Origin of the sequence: Archangium sp., assembly GCF_045802675.1 — a bacterium.
Lineage (GTDB): Bacteria > Myxococcota > Myxococcia > Myxococcales > Myxococcaceae > Archangium.
In genome coordinates, this window is sequence record NZ_JBJMQO010000052.1 from 69,966 (window position 1) to 86,076 (window position 16,111).

The 16,111-nt window shown below is 69.5% G+C and carries 14 protein-coding genes; 7 read left to right on the forward strand and 7 right to left on the reverse strand.

Annotation, left to right across the window (positions count from 1 at the left end; genetic code table 11):
• Positions 1-31: 31 nt before the first annotated feature.
• From ACJ8AN_RS15750 to ACJ8AN_RS15760, 3 genes are all read left to right on the forward strand, one after another.
• Positions 32-1,879, forward strand: a complete 1,848-nt coding sequence (locus ACJ8AN_RS15750; protein WP_407756173.1) for a glycoside hydrolase family 15 protein — start codon at positions 32-34, stop codon at positions 1,877-1,879.
• A 146-nt stretch (positions 1,880-2,025) separates the two neighbouring features.
• Positions 2,026-2,796 carry a DNA-methyltransferase gene (locus tag ACJ8AN_RS15755; RefSeq protein WP_407756174.1) on the forward strand — a complete coding sequence of 257 codons (771 nt, stop codon included), beginning with the start codon at positions 2,026-2,028 and terminating at the stop codon, positions 2,794-2,796.
• Positions 2,797-2,821: 25 nt separating this feature from the next.
• Positions 2,822-3,277, forward strand: coding sequence for a PD-(D/E)XK nuclease superfamily protein (locus tag ACJ8AN_RS15760; protein WP_407756175.1), 456 nt, complete (start codon positions 2,822-2,824; stop codon positions 3,275-3,277).
• A gap of 9 nt (positions 3,278-3,286) precedes the next feature.
• Here the strand turns inward: ACJ8AN_RS15760 and ACJ8AN_RS15765 are convergent, their stop codons facing one another.
• Both ACJ8AN_RS15765 and ACJ8AN_RS15770 read right to left on the reverse strand, forming a co-directional pair.
• Positions 3,287-3,577, reverse strand: a complete 291-nt coding sequence (locus ACJ8AN_RS15765; protein ID WP_407756176.1) for a type II toxin-antitoxin system prevent-host-death family antitoxin — start codon at positions 3,575-3,577, stop codon at positions 3,287-3,289.
• A 119-nt stretch (positions 3,578-3,696) separates the two neighbouring features.
• Entirely contained in the window at positions 3,697-5,439 is a 1,743-nt protein-coding gene (locus ACJ8AN_RS15770) for an MDR family MFS transporter (RefSeq protein WP_407756177.1), read from the reverse strand.
• Between the two features lie 207 nt (positions 5,440-5,646).
• Between ACJ8AN_RS15770 and ACJ8AN_RS15775 the strand changes: the two genes are divergently transcribed.
• Positions 5,647-6,621 (forward strand): NADPH:quinone oxidoreductase family protein, encoded by a 975-nt coding sequence (locus ACJ8AN_RS15775; RefSeq protein ID WP_407756178.1) that lies wholly within the window; start codon positions 5,647-5,649, stop codon positions 6,619-6,621.
• 19 nt (positions 6,622-6,640) lie between these two features.
• On the opposite strand, the gene ACJ8AN_RS15780 is transcribed toward ACJ8AN_RS15775, so the two are convergent.
• Both ACJ8AN_RS15780 and ACJ8AN_RS15785 read right to left on the reverse strand, forming a co-directional pair.
• Positions 6,641-7,489, reverse strand: coding sequence for a hypothetical protein (locus tag ACJ8AN_RS15780; protein WP_407756179.1), 849 nt, complete (start codon positions 7,487-7,489; stop codon positions 6,641-6,643).
• A 9-nt stretch (positions 7,490-7,498) separates the two neighbouring features.
• A complete protein-coding gene (locus ACJ8AN_RS15785) occupies positions 7,499-8,581 on the reverse strand; it encodes an endonuclease/exonuclease/phosphatase family protein (protein ID WP_407756180.1) in 1,083 nt (360 codons plus the stop codon).
• A 339-nt stretch (positions 8,582-8,920) separates the two neighbouring features.
• On the opposite strand from ACJ8AN_RS15785, the gene ACJ8AN_RS15790 reads away from it, so the two are divergent.
• Positions 8,921-9,787 carry a hypothetical protein gene (locus tag ACJ8AN_RS15790; protein WP_407756181.1) on the forward strand — a complete coding sequence of 289 codons (867 nt, stop codon included), beginning with the start codon at positions 8,921-8,923 and terminating at the stop codon, positions 9,785-9,787.
• Positions 9,787-10,731: a hypothetical protein gene (locus ACJ8AN_RS15795; protein ID WP_407756182.1), complete on the forward strand. Its 945-nt coding sequence runs from the start codon at positions 9,787-9,789 to the stop codon at positions 10,729-10,731. The genes ACJ8AN_RS15790 and ACJ8AN_RS15795 overlap by 1 nt, the downstream gene beginning before the upstream one ends.
• 11 nt (positions 10,732-10,742) lie before the next feature.
• On the opposite strand, the gene ACJ8AN_RS15800 is transcribed toward ACJ8AN_RS15795, so the two are convergent.
• Positions 10,743-10,937 (reverse strand): hypothetical protein, encoded by a 195-nt coding sequence (locus ACJ8AN_RS15800; protein ID WP_407756183.1) that lies wholly within the window; start codon positions 10,935-10,937, stop codon positions 10,743-10,745.
• A 55-nt stretch (positions 10,938-10,992) separates the two neighbouring features.
• The gene (locus ACJ8AN_RS15805) at positions 10,993-13,200 is read right to left on the reverse strand and encodes a hypothetical protein (protein ID WP_407756184.1); all 2,208 of its coding nucleotides are present in this window, start codon (positions 13,198-13,200) and stop codon (positions 10,993-10,995) included.
• Positions 13,201-13,403: 203 nt separating this feature from the next.
• Between ACJ8AN_RS15805 and ACJ8AN_RS15810 the strand changes: the two genes are divergently transcribed.
• Positions 13,404-15,041 carry a long-chain fatty acid--CoA ligase gene (locus tag ACJ8AN_RS15810; protein ID WP_407756185.1) on the forward strand — a complete coding sequence of 546 codons (1,638 nt, stop codon included), beginning with the start codon at positions 13,404-13,406 and terminating at the stop codon, positions 15,039-15,041.
• Positions 15,042-15,056: 15 nt separating this feature from the next.
• On the opposite strand, the gene ACJ8AN_RS15815 is transcribed toward ACJ8AN_RS15810, so the two are convergent.
• Positions 15,057-15,974, reverse strand: a complete 918-nt coding sequence (locus tag ACJ8AN_RS15815) for a phosphotransferase (protein ID WP_407756186.1) — start codon at positions 15,972-15,974, stop codon at positions 15,057-15,059.
• Between the last annotated feature and the right edge of the window lie 137 nt (positions 15,975-16,111).

Sequence of the window (16,111 nt, forward strand, 5' to 3'; positions counted from 1 at the left end):
CCCTACATTCAGGGCACACGGGGGACACTCCATGCGCGCGCCGCCCATCTCCGACTACGCCCTGCTGTCCGACTGCCACTCGGCCCTGCTCGTGAGCCGGCGGGGCTCGGTGGATTGGTTGTGCTCCCCCCGCTTCGACTCGCCCTCCGTGTTCGGCCGGATGCTGGGCGCGGAGGCCGGGCACTGGGTGCTGCGGCCGGTGAAGGGCCGCTCACACCGGCGCTACCTCGAACGCACGCTCGTGCTGGAGACGCTGCACTACACGCCCACGGGCATCGCGGTGCAGGTGGAGGCCATGGCGCTCGGCCGGGGCACGCGCGAGCACGAGCTGGGGGCCGACGCGCCCGGCGTGGTGCTGCGCCGGGTGGCGTGCGTGCAGGGCCAGGTGGAATTCGAGACGGACTTCCGGCCCCGGCCCGAGTACGGCCTCGTGCGCCCGCTGCTGCGCGCGGTGGAGGGCGGGGTGCTCGCCCAGGGCGGCGCGGACACGCTGCGGCTGTCCTCGCCGGTGCCCCTGGCCTTCGGGGACTGCGGGGCCCAGGGGCGCTTCACCCTGCGCTCGGGCGAGTCGGTGGGCTTCGCCCTGCAGCACCGCTCGCGGTGGGAGCCGCTTCCGCGCGCCTGGAGCCAGGAGGAGATTGCCGCGTGGCTCGAGGACACCGTACAGAGCTGGCGGAGCTGGTCGGACCTGCACCAGCACTACGAGGGCCCCTGGCGCGAGCTGGTGCACCACAGCGGCCGCGTGCTGCAGGCGCTCACCTTCTACCCGACGGGAGCCATCGTCGCCGCGCCCACCACGTCGCTGCCCGAGTCCGTGGGCGGCGAGCGCAACTGGGACTACCGCTACACCTGGCTGCGCGACGCGAGCCTCACCCTGGAGGCGCTCTGGGTGGCGGCCTGCCCGGACGAGGCCTGGCGCTTCTTCGACTTCCTCACCTCGGCGATTACCCAGATGCAACGGGGGCAGGATTTGCAGATCATGTTTGGCATTGGCGGCGAGCACGACTTGAGCGAGCGCGTGCTGCCGCATCTGCCGGGGTGGCGGGGCAGCTTCCCGGTGCGCGTGGGCAACGGCGCGTGGACGCAGCGGCAGTTGGATGTGTATGGCGAATTGCTCGGGGCGGCGCACCGGCTCCAGGAGTACCTCGGGAAGTTGCACCCGGACGGGATGCGCTTCCTCGTGGCGGTGGCGGACACGGCGGCGGACCGCTGGGCCGAGCCGGACCAGGGCATCTGGGAGATGCGCGACGCGCCCCGGCACCACCTCTACTCGAAGCTGATGTGCTGGGTGGCGTTGGATAGAGCGCTGGACATGCGCGAGCTGCTGGGCGCGGACCCGGAGCGCGTGGACCGCTGGCGGCGCGTGCGCGAGGAGCTCCGCTCGGCCATCCTGGAGCACGGGTGGAACACGCGGGTGGGCGCCTTCACCCAGTCCTTCGACTCGGACGTGCTGGATGCGTCGGTGCTGATGATGCCCATCGTCGGCTTCCTGCCCGCGAGCGACCCGCGCATGCGCGCCACCCTGGAGGCCATCGCCACGCAGCTCACGGATGAACGGGGGCTCGTGTACCGCTACCTCGGGGCGGATGGGCTGAGCGGAGAAGAGGGCACCTTCCTGCTGTGCACCTTCTGGCTGGCACACGCGTACGCGCTCGCGGACGAGGTGGGCCGGGCGCGCGAGACGTTCGCGCAGGCGGTGGAGCACATCAACGACGTGGGGCTGCTGGCAGAGGAGGTCGAGCCCGAGAGCGGCGAGCTGCTCGGCAACTTCCCGCAGGCCTTCAGCCACATCGGGCTGGTGAACGCGGCGTGGGCCATTACCCAGGCCGAGGAGCGCCAGCGCCAGTACGTGGCCGGGCAGGTTCCCGCGCCGGTGTGAGGCGAGGCGGCATCGCGTCCGCCGTGCCGCCCATCTGCTCGCTCCTGAATATCTCTCCCGACCTCCTGGGGTGGGTGGGCGCGAGGCACGTCATACTGCCGGAGTACGCTGGCCACCGCGCCGGCGACTCCCCGGTGCGCACCTCCATGCCCCGCTACCGCCTGTCGCATACCGATGCCGTCGAGTGGCTCCGCTCCCTGCCGGACGCCTCGGTGGACCTCGTCATCACCGACCCCGCCTACGAGTCGCTCGAGAAGCACCGCGCCATCGGCACCACCACCCGCCTCAAGCGCAGCAAGGGCTCCAGCAACCACTGGTTCCGCATCTTCCCCAACTCGCGCTTCCCCGAGCTCTTCTCCGAGTGCTGGCGCGTCCTCAAGCGCGACTCGCACTTCTACCTGTTCTGCGATCCCGAGACGATGTTCGTCGCCAAGCCGCTCGCCGAGGCCGCCGGCTTCCGGTTCTGGAAGCCCATCGTCTGGGACAAGCTGCACATCGGCATGGGGTACCACTACCGCTCCCGCTACGAGCTCATCCTCTTCTTCGAGAAGGGCCGGCGCCGGTTGAGCGACCTGGGCGTGGCGGACGTGCTCCCGGTGCCGCGCGTGTACCGGGGCTACCCCGCCGAGAAGCCCACCAGCTTGAGCGAGGTGCTCATCCGCCAGAGCAGCGAGCCCGGCGGCGTGGTGGTGGATCCCTTCATGGGCTCGGGCTCGGTGGGCGTGGCGGCGGCACGGCTCGGGCGGGACTTCCTGGGCACCGACATCTGTGACGAGGCGCTCGCCGTCACCGAGGCCCGCCTGCGCGCCGAGGGCGCCCTGCCCGAGGAGCCGGTGGAGACGCTGAAGACATTGAAGCCCGTGGAGACAGTGGAGCCCGTGGAGACGCGAGCGATGCGCCTGGCCCGCAGCGGGTGAGCGGCCAGAGAGGCGGGAGGCTCGGATGACTGGACACGAATACGCGGACCTGGTGGCCAGATACATCGTGAAGAACTTCGCCTCGCGTGGGGTGAAGGTGTACCGCGAGGTGAACGTGGGCAAGACGCTCACGGGCAGGGGGCGGCGCGTCGACATCTTCGTGCTCGAGCCCGGCACCGGCACCGCGCTCGCCATCGAGTGCAAGTTCCAGGGCAGCGTCGGCACCGTGGACGAGAAGATTCCCTTCGCCCTCCAGGACCTGGAGAGCATGCGCATCCCCGTCTGCGTCTCCTACGCGGGCGACGGCTTCTCGCAGGGGATTCTGCACATCCTCTCCGCCTCGCCCATCGCCGCGTATTGCCTGCCCGGGGCGAAGTCGCTCGCGCCCTCCAACGACACGCGCGAGCTGGACTGCCTCCTGGCGATGACTTTCAAGTGGTGGGACGTGCTCGTGCGCGGCAAGAAGCGCGTGGCGCTGTGAGCCGACGGCTCAGGATTCGAGCTTTCCGAGCTCGTCATCCAGCAACTTGCCGAGAGCCGCATCGGAGGTCATGCGACCCGCATGTGCGTCGGCGAGGCCCTCGTCGACGGCTTCGAGGAAGCGCGCTCTTTGGGTGAGCCGGTCGAACTCTTCCGGAGAGAGGAGCACGGCGGCTGGCTCGCCACTCTGGGTGATGAGCACCGGGCGCCGGTGCTCCCGCAGGCCACGTATCACCTCCGATGCTCGCGCAGCGAAGTCAGCGAGCGGTAGAACCTCCTCTGTTTCGTGGCGTGGCTTCATGTTCACCCCGGTGGCGTGGGCTGGTGCGTGATGCCAACGCAGCCCCCTCCGGTTTCACTTTGCCCGAACTGGTACGACCATCGGACCAGTTGGGAAAAAATGTGCCCGGCAGCCTCGTCCTACTCCGGCGGCAGGGGCGCGTTGGTGCGGCGCAGGGGCCGCTCGGGCAGGAACAGCGTCAGCAGGAAGCCCAGCACCGAGATGAAGATGGCGATGCGGTAGATGGCTGAAATCGCCTCGGTGAAGCCGTCCTTCAGCGCCTGCCCCACCTCGTCCACCGCCGCCAGCGTCCGCGCCTCCTCGGCTCGCAGCCGCGACATCGCCTCGGCCTTCGCGGGGCCCGCGAGCTTCGCCTCCACCTCCCGCTCCCGCGCCGCGAAGCCTTCTCGCAGGTCCGCCTCCAGTTGCTTCGCCGGGAAGCCCTGGCCGCTCTCCAGGCCCTCTCCGCCGCTCCCTCCCGTGCCCGAGGCCTGGAATTGCTCGCGCACCTCTGGAGGCAGCCGAGCCAGCGCCTTCGCCGTGCCCTCGTTCATCGAGGTGGCCAGCGTGGCCGCGAACACCGTGCCCAGCAGCGCCACGCCAATCGTGGAGCCAATCTGCCGGAAGAAGGTGACGGCCGAGGTCGCCACGCCCACCTGTCCCGGCGGCACCGCGTTCTGGATGGCCAGCGTGTAGAGCGGCAGCGACGGCCCCATCCCCACGCCCACCAGCACCATCTTCGCCGTCACCTCGGCCTGCGTGGATCCGGGCGTGAGCGTGAAGCCCATGAGGGCGTAGCCCACCGTGAGCACCACCAGCGAGCCGAGCATCAACAGCCGGTAGCGGCCGATGCGCGAGACGAGCTGCCCCGCCAGCACGTTGCCCGCCACCACTCCCAGCGTGAGCGGCGTGAGCGTCAGCCCCGAGCGCGTCGCCGACAGCCCCACCACGTTCACCATGAAGAGCGGCAGGAACACCACCGCCGACAGGAACCCCGCCCCGAGGATGAACACCGTCGCGTTGCCCACCGCGAAGATGCGGTTGCGGAACAGGTCCAGGTCGATGAGCGGGTCTCCCGCCCGGCGCTCGGCGAGCACGAAGAGCGCGAAGCCCACCGCCGACAGCGCGAAGAGCCCGAGGATGCGCCCGGAGCCCCACGGGTAGCCGCCCGTCCCGCTCGCGGGCGCCGAGCCGCCCCGGCCCAGGCTGAGCGCGAGCAGCAGCGGCACCACCGCGAGCATCAGCGCGAGCGCTCCAGCCAGGTCGAGCCTCGGGCGCGTCTCTCCCGCCGTGGGGTGCAGCGCGGGCATCTTCAGCAGGATGAAGACGAGCGCCACCACGCCCACGGGCAGGTTGATGAAGAACACCCAGTGCCAGCTGAACGCGTCGGTGAGGAAGCCGCCGAGCAGCGGCCCCACCACGCTGGAGAGCGCGAAGACGGCGCCGGTGAGGCCCTGGTACTTGCCTCGCACGGCGGGAGGGAAGAGGTCCGCCACCACCGTGAAGGCCGAGGTGAAGAGCGAGGCGCTGCCCAGCCCCTGCACCACCCGCGCGAGGATGACGTGGAGGCTGGTGCGCGACAGCCCGCACAGCACGCTGCCGGTGACGAACAGCACGATGCCCACGATGAGGATGGGCTTGCGGCCAAAAATATCCGACAGCTTCCCGTAGATGGGCAGCATCACCGTGGAGGCCACCAGGTACGAGGTGGTGAGCCACGGGTAGTGGGCCGCGTCGATGTGCAGGTCCACCTGCATCGCCGGGCCCGCCGTGGCCACGATGGTCTGGTCGAGCGCCGCCAGCAGCAGGGCGAGCAGCACGCCCGTCATCGTGACGGCCTTCTGGGCTCGGGTGAGCTCGTGGGCGTGGGTGCGCTGGGCCATCCGTGGTTTCCCGTATACCCGCTCGCCCCTGGGAGGGGGCGGGGGTGAGGGGCTGTTGTATGCACGCGAAGGCCCGGGTGACGGCCAGGGCGTTGGGTGGAGGACACGGGAACGGCGCAGTGCGTGTTTCTGCGCGAATGCGGCGCCGTGTAGCGTTTGCGGTCCACACCCGGTCCGCGTGGAGGCGGGCCGGCGAGGAGGAACACCATGCGCGCGGTGCAGCTCGAGCGGTTGGAGGGTCCCGAGGGTCTCAAGCTGGTGGACATGCCGGAGCCCGAGGCGGGCGACCAGGTGCTCATCGACGTGAGGGCCGCGGGGGTGAGCTTTCCGGACCTGCTGCTGACGAAGGGCCAGTACCAGGTGAAGCCGCCGGTGCCCTTCATCCCGGGCGTGGAGGTGGCGGGTGTGGTGCGCAGCGCTCCGGCGGGCGCGGGGGTGAAGGCGGGGGAGCGGGTGATGGCCTTCACGATGTTCGGCGGCTGGGCGGACGTGGTGGCGGCGGCCCCCGAGTTGACGTTCCGCATCCCCGAGGGCTGGAGCTTCGAGGCGGCCGCGGGCACGGTGATGAACTACCACACGGCGCACTTCGCGCTGCACCGGCGGGGCCGGCTGAAGGCGGGCGAGACGGTGCTGGTGCACGGCGCGGCGGGCGGGGTGGGGACGGCGACCATCCAGGTGGCGCGCGGCGCGGGGACTCGGGTGTTCGCGGTGGTGAGCAGCGAGGAGAAGGCCGAGGTGGCCCGGACCGCGGGCGCGGACAAGGCCTTCCTGCTGTCGGGGGACTGGGTGTCGCAGGTGAAGGACGCGACGCGGGGCAAGGGCGTGGACGTGGTGATGGACCCGGTGGGCGGGGACGTGTTCGACCTGAGCCTCAAGTGCCTGGCGCCCGAGGGACGGCTGCTCGTGGTGGGCTTCGCGGGCGGGCGCATTTCCGAGGTGAAGGTGAACCGGCTGCTGCTCAAGAACGTGGACGTGGTGGGCGTGGCCTGGGGCGCGTTCATCATGCAGGAGCCCGCGCTCACGGCGGAGATCGCCAAGGGGCTGGCGGCGCTCGCGGACAAGGGCTTCGTCGAGCCGGTGGTGGGGCAGGTGTTTCCGCTGGAGCAGGCGGCCCAGGCGCTGCGCGAGCTGGACTCGCGCAAGGCCACCGGCAAGGTGGTGCTGCGCGTGCGCGAGGGCTGAGGCGCGCGCTGGCCGCCGCCTACGCCTTCTCGCGGCGCCAGCGGGCCCTCGAGGTGAACACCAGATACAGCCCGCTGAGCACGCACCACGCGACGCCGAGGCCTCGCAGCATGCTGAAGGCCTTGGCTTCGAGCGCGCGCTTGTAGGCCTCCGGGCTCTCGGTCCAGCGCACGAACACGACGCGTCCATCCGGTGGCGCGTACTGCGTGGGCACGGTGCGCTCGTAGCAGGGCAGCTCCCTCGGCGCGATGACCACGCCCCAGCTCGAGGAGGTGCGCCAGGCGTCGAGGCACTCCTGCTTCCCGGCCTCGTCGAAGTCCTCGCAGACCGCCCAGACGCGCACGGGCTCGCCCGGGCGCCACACGGCCGGGAACACCGGCACCACGGCGTGCTCGTACCAAGCGGTGTTCTTGCCCGAATGGATATGGGTGCGGGTGAAGACGTTGCGCGCGTCCAACCGGCCGTCGCGCAGCCGCAGGAGCGTCGCCTCGGAGTGGCTCGCCGCGTCGGCGACCGTGACTTCACGCTGCTCGCCCCAGCTCACCCGGCGGTACTCCACGAGGGGCATCCCCAGGATGAAGCCCAGCATGCTGGCGATCATCGCGGTGATGAACCCGTAGACGACTCCATCCTCCTCCAGGCCCGGAACCCCCCTGCGCCCTCCCTCGTGCAGACCCGCGATGAGCAGCCCGGTCCCCAGGACGATCGCCAGGAACCCCGGCAGGAGCGCCAGGCCGCTGAGGTAACCCAGCAGGCACGACAGGCCGACCACAGCCACGCCCGCGGCCGCCATCACGCCCGCGGCCACCAGGCTCCACAGGACCGAGCGCAGGGGGCCTTCAGGCCGCGGAGACGAGGATGGGCTCAAGGGGGGGGGTTACCAGGAGATGGCGGTGTCGTAGTAGCTGGCCAGCACCAGCTGTCCCCGGTGGTCCGAGTAATTCACCGCATCCGAGGCGAGCTGTCCCCGGGCCACGTCCGCGTCATCGTTCTTCACGGTGTATTGATTGGTGAGGCTGTAGGCCTTCACGAAGAGGAAGTCGATCCGCCAATCGATGGCACCGTGTGCTGTGGTCCAGTGATTCGCCGTCAGGCAGCTGGAGATGGCGCTCTCGGTGGAGTTCGTCGCCGCGCAGGCGCGGTACATCGGGTCCTTGAACTGGAGGTTCGTTCCGCCGCAGCCGCCCAGGTCGGCGTTGGTCCCCTTGTACATGCACTCGAAGTATTGATGGCCCGCGCTGGTGACGTACGCGTCGCGGTGATTGAAGTCCCCCGCGAGCACCTTCATGTGCGCCGAGCCCAGGCCGTTGAGCTTCGCGTTGAACTCCTTGAGGTTGGTCCAGACGCAGTCATCCCCCACGCCCTCGGTCGAGCCCGCGACATCATCGGTGGGCGTATGGACCGCGGCGACGTTGACGTACTTGCCGTTGAGGTCGTCCTTGAGGCGGACCGCGAGCCCCGTCCACAGCGGGCTGCTGGTGTCGCGTGCGCAGACGCCCGTGGCCGGGTTCATCTTGTAGAGCGTCCACATCGTCTCGGTCTGATAGCTGAGACGAGCCACCCTGTAGACCACCGCCGCACCGCCCTGGGCATTGGTGTAGCGGCACGCGTAGTTCGCTCCCGTCACGCTTTCGAGGAAGCTGACGAAGGTGGCGCAGCTCGGATAGCCGGGCGAATTCACCTCCTGGAGGACGATGAGGTCCGGCAGCCGCGGACGGCTGCTGTGGCTCATGTAATAGACGAAGTCCTTGTAGTCGGTGCCCTCGTCGTTCGACGTGCCCGGTGACGACAGGTGCTTCGTGTTCAGGTTGTAGATGAGCAGCTTGTCATCCGTGCCTCCCACCAGCCCCGAGGACACCTCTCCGGACGGCGCTCCCCGCGCCTCCAGCTCCTCGGACGGACCGCAGCCGACGGCCACGAGCGCCAGTCCTCCCACGCAGGCTTGAATCACCCTCTTCATCGCGTCCTCCCTCCGCCCAGGCCCTGCCCGGCGCTTCGTCCTTCGCGAAGGCGAGGCCAACCCTGGCAGTGCATGTTTTCCTGGTATTATCGTTATTTCCTGGAAAGGACAATCTGAGATGGATCCGCCCCGAGTGGGGTAGGCCGGCGTGGTACGAGGAGACCGTTTCCCCGGCCCCCGAGCTCCCTCATGCACCCAGGCTCGCTCCTCCTGGTCCTTCTCCTCGCCGCGGACGCGGTGCCTGCTCCCGCCGCGGACGTCCGGTACGTCTGGGTCCACGAAACGCGGCTGCTCTCCCAGCCCCAGGGCCCTCCCGTTTCCCCGGTGAACGCTCTACCGGTGGGTGAGGCGGTCACCGTGGCTTCCTGCGCCGACGGCCTCTGTGCCGTGACCGTGCCCAGGCTCAACCGGGAGGGCTGGGTACCGGAGGCGAACCTGGGCCGGACACCGCCCACCCAGAAACAGCTCGCGCTGCGAGCCGTGAGCTCGCTCGAGCAGGCGTGCGCGCTTTCGCCGGGCGAGGACTGTCTGATGGCACTCGAGGCGGCGTACCGGGTCGCTGGTGAGAGCGGGAAGGCCGCGGCGGTGGTCGCTCGAAGGAAGACGCGAGCCCTCGAGGAGGCGGCACGACACCCGATTCGCTTCGCTCTCAACGGTATCGCGAGCTCGCGGCCGTTGTTCCGGGACGGTGAGCGGGTGCTCGCGCTCTGTCCCGAGGGCCCCCGGTGGTTTCCGGTGCGGGTGCGGAACCGCGGAGGAGAGGTACAGACGTTCGAGCCCCTGGCGCCGTGCAAGCCCGCGCCGGCTGGGGGTCCCCCTCCGCTTCCGGTCTATGTGATCGCGGGTCTACCCAGGGCGAACGTCCGGGTCGGCACCCTCACCGAGGAATCCCCGGGAGGAATCACGGAGTCTGTCGCGCGTCTCGACGGCCAGGAGCTGCGGACGCCGGGGTATCGGGGGCTGACGGGGGCGGTCTGGCTGTTCGAGCCCACGCGCGCGCGGCGAATGCATCTGGGTTTTGCTCCGGGCGCGCGGTTCAGCTTCGCGGGGGACCTCGATGGCGACGGACTCCTGGATGTCATCGTGTCGTTCTCCGGCGACTACTGTGGCTTCAGCGAGACGCGGTTGCTGCTGTCCTCGAAGTCGACGGTGGCGCCCTTCCCCGCGATTGTCGCCCGGACCCAAGAGCCCACGGAGTGTGACTGATGAGATCGCCTCGGCTCGTGTCCTTCGCGAAGGGGATGGCCACCGCCCTCCTGTTGTGCCGCGCCGCTCCCGTGCTCGCCCAGGGGGACGAGAACGCGGGCGCGCCCTCGCGGACCCCGGAGGCGCTCGCCCAGGACGCACTCCGCGCGCTCCAGAGCGCCTACTCGATGCGACACGAGGCCTCCTTCGCGGAAGCCTCGCGGGTGGCCGAGAGCCTCGTCCGGAAGAACCGCGAGCGGGTGCGTGCTCCCGAGATCGACGCGGTGCTGCGTGCCGAGCAGCAGCGGCTGGCGCTCACGGGAATCCGCATGGCGCTCACCGGGGTGACCAGTGCCCGCGAGCTCCTGCCCGGGATGGAGCTCCGGGACGGCGAGTCCGCGCTCGCCCTGTGCCGGGACTCGCCCAGGGTCCTGCCCGTCGAGGTCCGGAGCTTTCGGATGGAGGGAGCCGGCGGAGTGGGCCGCGAGGTCTCGGTGGCGTGTGACGCCGAGGCCGTCATCGTCGGGCTCCCACCCGCGCCCGTGCGAGCCGCCGAGATCCAGGGCGCGCTCGATAGCGGCATTGGCCGCGGGGTCGCGCTCCTGGACGAGCGCGTGCTGCACGTCAGAGCCAGCGGCGGCTCCACCGAGGGGGTGAGGGTGTCGGAGCAGAAGGCCCGCTCACCGGAGTGGGAGCGGGCGCATCCGGGCAACGCGGGGACCGACGAGGTGCGTGTCGACGTCCCCGGTTTGAAGTCGAATGGCGCCTACCTGCAGCTGGTGTGGGCGGGCGACCTCAATGGCGACGGGCGCCTGGATGCCGTCCTCCGCTTCGCGGCCACCCTCGAGGACAGCGATTCCATCAGCATGGAGGCTGCCGAGGGCTTCGTGTGGCGTCTGGTGCTGTCGAAGGGTCCAGACGCTCCTCCCGCCGTCGCCGCCTGGACCCTCGAGTCCGACTGGTAAGGGCCCCTGGACTACCCGCTGGGCAGGAGGATCCGCGCCGAGGCCTTCTTCGCCGAGGTCTTCTTCGCGGTGGTCTTCTTCGCCGGGGCCTTCTTCGCCGGGGCCTTCTTCGCCGGGGTCTTCTTCGCAGCGGCCTTCTTCGCGGGGGTCTTCTTCGCCGGGGCCGCCTTCACCTGCTTCTTCGCTGCTTTCGCTCGAGTCGCCATGGTGGGGCGGAGTGTACTCGACCTCGGAATGTCCCATGCGCGGACGCTCCCGCCGTCAGTACGGGGAGGACGAGCAGCGCACGTACGGAGGGGTGGACGTGCAGGTGGCGTTCTTCACCGTGGACCAGTTGGCCTGGGGCCAGATGCCCTGGGCCCAATCGGCGATGGTGTTGACCAGGGTGGCGTTCACGCCCATGAACTTGAACTGCGGCAGCAGGTACCAGAGCCGGTTGCCCAGGGTGCTGTCGTAGAAGCCGTTGATGACCTCGGTGGTGCTCGCGCCGCCGCCGTTCCACCAGACGGACGCGGGGTACTGACGCGTCTTGTCCCACCAGGTGGACAGCAGGGCCTCCAGGATGGCTCCGCGCTCCTGGGGGGTGAGCTCCGTCCAGCCCGGCATGAAGTCGGGCGCCACCAGGCGGCTCAGGTCGGACGAGTACTTCGGCAGCCACCCGTCCGAGCCCGGCGAGTTGGGCCCCAGCGTGTTGTCCGAGGTCTGCATCCCCTTCACCATCCAGAGCGTGAGCAGGGCGTTGTTAGGGGCGTTGCTCACGGTGCGCATCTCCTTGATGAAGCCGTGCACATAGCCCCAGTCGAGCGGGCGCTGGCCGTTGCGGTCCGCCCCGTCCGAATGGTTGCCATTGAAGAGGATGAGGGCGAGCTGGTACCACGCCATCGAGTAATAGGTGAACATCGCCGGGGTGTTGTTGGCGATGCCCGGATTGGTCCTCGGCAGCTTGAGCATGTTGGGCGAGGTGTCGAAGCTGGCATTCCTCATCCAACCGCGCGTGTCCCGCGAGGTGGGGTAGAGCTGCTGCTGATGGGACTCGAGGCCGAACTCCTGCATCAGCTCCCACGTCTTCACCATGTGCCAGAGCGCGGTGGAGTAGAGCTTGCGCGAGTAGGTGACATCCAGGCTCGTGGTGGCGTTGGGGGCCCTCGGCGTGACGAACTCGTACAGGTACTGGTTCCACAGCAGGTGGGGGAAGTAGAGCTCCGTCCTGTAATTGCCGTAGCCCGCGGCGCGAATCTTCGCGGCCAGATCGCGCAGGGGAGCGCTCACGCCCGTCGCGGTCCCCTCGCCCGCGTAGGCCTTGTTGAGCTTGTCATTGACGAAGGTATCGCCCCAGGCGTCCTTGGGGTGGACGCTCGGCAGCCAGTGGTTCCAGTCGGGCAGCTGGAAGGCGATGGGCACCTCGCGGGCGCTGAGGTTCGCCGTGGTGGCCACCGCCGCCTTGGTAATCCCCGTGGGGAACATGGCCGGGAGCATGTCCCGGTCCCGCTCGAGCACCGCGTCCACTCCGGCCCCCGCCGACCACTGCTCGACGGGCTTCGCGTCCAGTCCCGGCCCGGGCTGGTACGGGGGATTCCACGGCCGCCCCGGCGTCGGCACGCCCGGCAGCGTGCGGATGTACGAGGCCACCTTGTTGGCCTCCGTGTCCGTCAGGCCGTGGAACTTCGACCGCTCGATGATGGCCAGGTTCGAGTAATTGAAATACTTCAAATCCCTCCCGTCCTGGGCATGGCAGTCCATGCAATGGGCGCGAAGGGTAGTGGTCGTCTTGTACGAGCGCACCAGCGTCTTCGTGCGCCAGAGCTTCTGTCCGTCGGCGATGGAGGTGGCGTCCGTGAGGGGCGCCGTCCAGGTGGCCGGGTTCTCCTGCTCGAAGGTGGAGTCCGGCAGGACGCGGCTCCCATCGGCCCGGAGCAGGTTGAACTTCAGCACCCGGTAGCCGATGGAGCGCTCGTCCGAGGTATTGAAGCGGAAGGTGAGCTGGTTCGTCCCCGCCACGAGCGCCCCCGTGGGCACGCCCAGGTTCAGCTTCAGCGTCGCGTAGGCCCCGCCAATGCCCCCGTAGCTCTTGCCGAGCCCCTCGACCGTCACCGTGGTGTTGTTCAGGTTCACCCAGCTGCCGGAGTTGAACCGGACGCTGCCCTTGTCCGCGTAGCTCAGGTTGTGGAGCTGCATCCACAGCCGCAGCGGCTGCTGCACGTCCTGCGAGGTGAGCGAGAACGTCACGCTCTTCGTCAATCCCTCGCTGCCTAGTACCTCGATGGGCAGACGGACGGGCGCGACGATGGCATTGCCGGCCTCCCGCGTGGTGTCACCCGCGGTCGTGTCACCCGCTGTGGTGTCACCTGCTGTCGTCTCCTCCGGAAGCTCCAGGCCGTCAGGGCCCACGAGACATCCGGTGAACACCAGCGCGAATCCCACCGCGACGCCGCGGAGGAGGTGGAGGGACTTGTGTTGGGTGGTCGACATTGTTGGAGGTGAAATCAACCACCTCGCGCAGGACTCGGAAAAGCAAGCGGGGAAGCAGGTGCCCTCCCGGCAGATCAGACTCCAGGCAGTGTCTGTCTTTGCGCCGCTCGGGGGGAGGGCAGGGCGTGCGGCGCGGACTTCGTGAGCTTCGCCGCCCGGTGCACTAGCATCCCCGCCCCACACACCTCGGAGGGGGCGCACCGATGCTCACCGGACGCATGATGGACTTCCCGCTCACGCTGACCCACTTCCTCGAGCGGGCCCGCACCTACTTCGGCCGCTCGGAGATCGTCAGCCGTCAGCCCGACAAGTCACTCCACCGCTACACCTATGCCGACTTCTACCGGCGCTCCTGCAAGCTCGCCCATGCGCTCGCCCGCCTGGGGGTGAAGCCGGGGGACCGGGTGGCCTCGCTCAGCTGGAACCACCACCGCCACCTCGAGCTCTACTTCGCCGTCCCCTCCATGGGCGCGGTCATCCACACCCTCAACCTCCGCCTCCACCCCAACGACCTCGGCTATATCGCCCGCCACGCCGAGGACCGCATCATCGTCGTGGACCGCTCGCTGCTCCCCCTGCTCGAGAAGTTCATCGCCGCCGTCCCCTCCGTCGAGCACGTCATCGTCATCCCCGATGACGGCCCCGCTCCCCAGGGCCGCCTCGACTACGAGCAGTTGCTCGCCCCCGAGCCGGACTCCTTCTCCTGGCCCCAGCTCGACGAGCGCTCCGCCGCGATGCTCTGCTACACCTCCGGCACCACCGGCAACCCCAAGGGTGTGCTCTACAGCCACCGCTCGTGCGTGCTGCATGCGCTCGCCCTGTGCATGAACGACACGTTTGGCATTGGCGAGTCCGATGCCATCCTCCCCGTCGTCCCCATGTTCCACGCCGCCGCCTGGGGTCTGCCTCATGCGGGGGTCTTCACGGGTTCGAAGATCGTCTTCCCCGGGCCCCACCTCGACCCCCCCTCGCTGCTGGACCTCATGGCCGCCGAGCGCGTCACCCTCGCCGCCGGGGTGCCCACCATCTGGCTCGGCATCCTCGCCCTGCTCGACCAGGAGCCGAAGCGCTGGGACTTGCGCTCCGTGCGCACCATGGCCATCGGCGGCTCGGCGGCGCCTCCCGCCATGATTGAAGGCTTCCTCCACCGCCATGGCCTCGTCGTCACGCACGCCTGGGGCATGACCGAGCTCAACCCCGTCGGGACGCTCGCGCGCCCTCGCCGCCACCACGAGCACGTGTCCCAGGAGCAGCGGCTCGCCCTCCGCGCCACGCAGGGCTATGCCATTCCGCTCGTCGAGGTGCGCCACGTGAGCGACTCGGGCCAGGTGCTCCCCTGGGATGGGGAGACCATGGGCGAGCTCGAGGTCCGTGGGCCCTGGGTCGCATCCTCGTACTACGGCGGCGAGGGCGCGGACCGCTTCACCTCGGATGGTTGGTTCAAGACCGGCGACGTCGTCACCCTGGACTCCGAGGGCTATGTGCGCATCACCGACCGCTCCAAGGACGTCATCAAGTCCGGCGGTGAGTGGATCAGCTCCGTCGCCCTGGAGAACGCCCTCATGGCCCACCCCGCAGTGCTCGAGGCCGCCGTCTTCGCCGCCAGGGACTCCAAGTGGGACGAGCGCCCCCTCGCCGCTGTGGTCCTCAAGCCCGGCCAGTCCGCCACCAAGGAGGAGCTCGCCGCCCACCTCGAGCCCCGCTTCGCGAAGTGGTGGCTGCCCGATGACTACGTCTTCGTTCCCCAGATTCCGCGTACGTCCACCGGCAAGTTCCTCAAGACGAAGTTGCGCGAGGACTTCGGGGACTACCTGGTGAAACAGCAGCGCAAGAGCAACTGAGGCACGGGGTGGGGGCTACACGGACGCTCCGTAACGCAGGGCGTCCCAGCCGACCCTCGTGATGCTCTCGTCTCCCTCGCTCCTCCCGTAGAGGAGCAGGGCCACTCCGTAGTGGAACGCCCGGAAGCGCGCCCGAGCCCACGTCGCCTCGTCGATGTCTCCGTAGGCCTCGCGGAAGGTGGCTCGCGCCTCCGGCGGCAGGAAGGTGAAGGCGATGCACAGGTCCACCGCTGGGTCTCCCAGGTGCACGTCTCCCCAGTCGAGCACCCCTGTCACCGTGTGCCGGGCATCCACCAGCAGGTGTCTGGCATAGAGGTCCCCGTGCACCCAGCACGTGCTCCCCTTCCAGGGCGGGGTGTCCTTCAGCCCTGACACCCAGGCTCGCACCGCCGCTCCGTCCACCGCCACTCCCTCCGCCTCCAGCTTCGCGAGCCGCTCGAGAATCATCGGCGCGCGTTTGTGCAGGTCCGCCCGGCCCAGCTCGTCCCCCGGGCCTCGTGCGCGCGTCTCGCCATCCACCGGAAGCCCATGCAGCGCCGCGAGGAAGCTTCCGAGCACCGGTGCGTTGCGCAGGCGTTCCTCCGGCGTCCACGTCACCGCGCACGCCGTGTCTCCGGGCAGCAGCGCGTAGCCGGCGAATGGGTAGGGGTAGGCGCCCTCGGCACGGCCATGCCACACCGGCTCGGGGATGCGCAGCGGCAGGTGCGGCGCCAGCCGGGGCAGGATGCGGGCCTCGTTCTCCAGCAGCCCCCTCGCTATCTGGCGGCGCGGGAAGCGGAACACCCAGCGCCCGTTCACCGTGTACGCCGCGTTGTCCCAGCCCGTCCCCAGCGGCTCCAGCGTGGCCGGCGCGAGCTCCGGGAACTGGTGCTCCACCAGCCGCGTGGCCTCCTCGTGGGTCAGGCCGACGTCCGCTTCCCAGATGGGCGGCATGGTCCTCCTCCTTCCTGTGGCGGATCGCCACAGTCTCCCAGAATGCCGCACCCGCCCTGTAGCGGAACGCCTCGGCGTTGTCCGCGGGGCCCCATTCTCCCGAGGCCGGTGCTCGTGGCACGGGGGTCGCAATGTCC

Excerpts from the sequence above, each read along its gene's own strand:
- ACJ8AN_RS15750 (WP_407756173.1), top strand. The coding sequence starts at position 32 with ATGCGCGCGCCGCCCATCTCCGACTACGCCCTGCTGTCCGACTGCCAC.
- ACJ8AN_RS15755 (WP_407756174.1), top strand. The coding sequence starts at position 2,026 with ATGCCCCGCTACCGCCTGTCGCATACCGATGCCGTCGAGTGGCTCCGC.
- ACJ8AN_RS15760 (WP_407756175.1), top strand. The coding sequence starts at position 2,822 with ATGACTGGACACGAATACGCGGACCTGGTGGCCAGATACATCGTGAAG.
- ACJ8AN_RS15765 (WP_407756176.1), bottom strand. The coding sequence starts at position 3,577 with ATGAAGCCACGCCACGAAACAGAGGAGGTTCTACCGCTCGCTGACTTC.
- ACJ8AN_RS15770 (WP_407756177.1), bottom strand. The coding sequence starts at position 5,439 with ATGGCCCAGCGCACCCACGCCCACGAGCTCACCCGAGCCCAGAAGGCC.
- ACJ8AN_RS15775 (WP_407756178.1), top strand. The coding sequence starts at position 5,647 with ATGCGCGCGGTGCAGCTCGAGCGGTTGGAGGGTCCCGAGGGTCTCAAG.
- ACJ8AN_RS15785 (WP_407756180.1), bottom strand. The coding sequence starts at position 8,581 with ATGAAGAGGGTGATTCAAGCCTGCGTGGGAGGACTGGCGCTCGTGGCC.
- ACJ8AN_RS15795 (WP_407756182.1), top strand. The coding sequence starts at position 9,787 with ATGAGATCGCCTCGGCTCGTGTCCTTCGCGAAGGGGATGGCCACCGCC.
- ACJ8AN_RS15800 (WP_407756183.1), bottom strand. The coding sequence starts at position 10,937 with ATGGCGACTCGAGCGAAAGCAGCGAAGAAGCAGGTGAAGGCGGCCCCG.
- ACJ8AN_RS15805 (WP_407756184.1), bottom strand. The coding sequence starts at position 13,200 with ATGTCGACCACCCAACACAAGTCCCTCCACCTCCTCCGCGGCGTCGCG.
- ACJ8AN_RS15810 (WP_407756185.1), top strand. The coding sequence starts at position 13,404 with ATGCTCACCGGACGCATGATGGACTTCCCGCTCACGCTGACCCACTTC.
- ACJ8AN_RS15815 (WP_407756186.1), bottom strand. The coding sequence starts at position 15,974 with ATGCCGCCCATCTGGGAAGCGGACGTCGGCCTGACCCACGAGGAGGCC.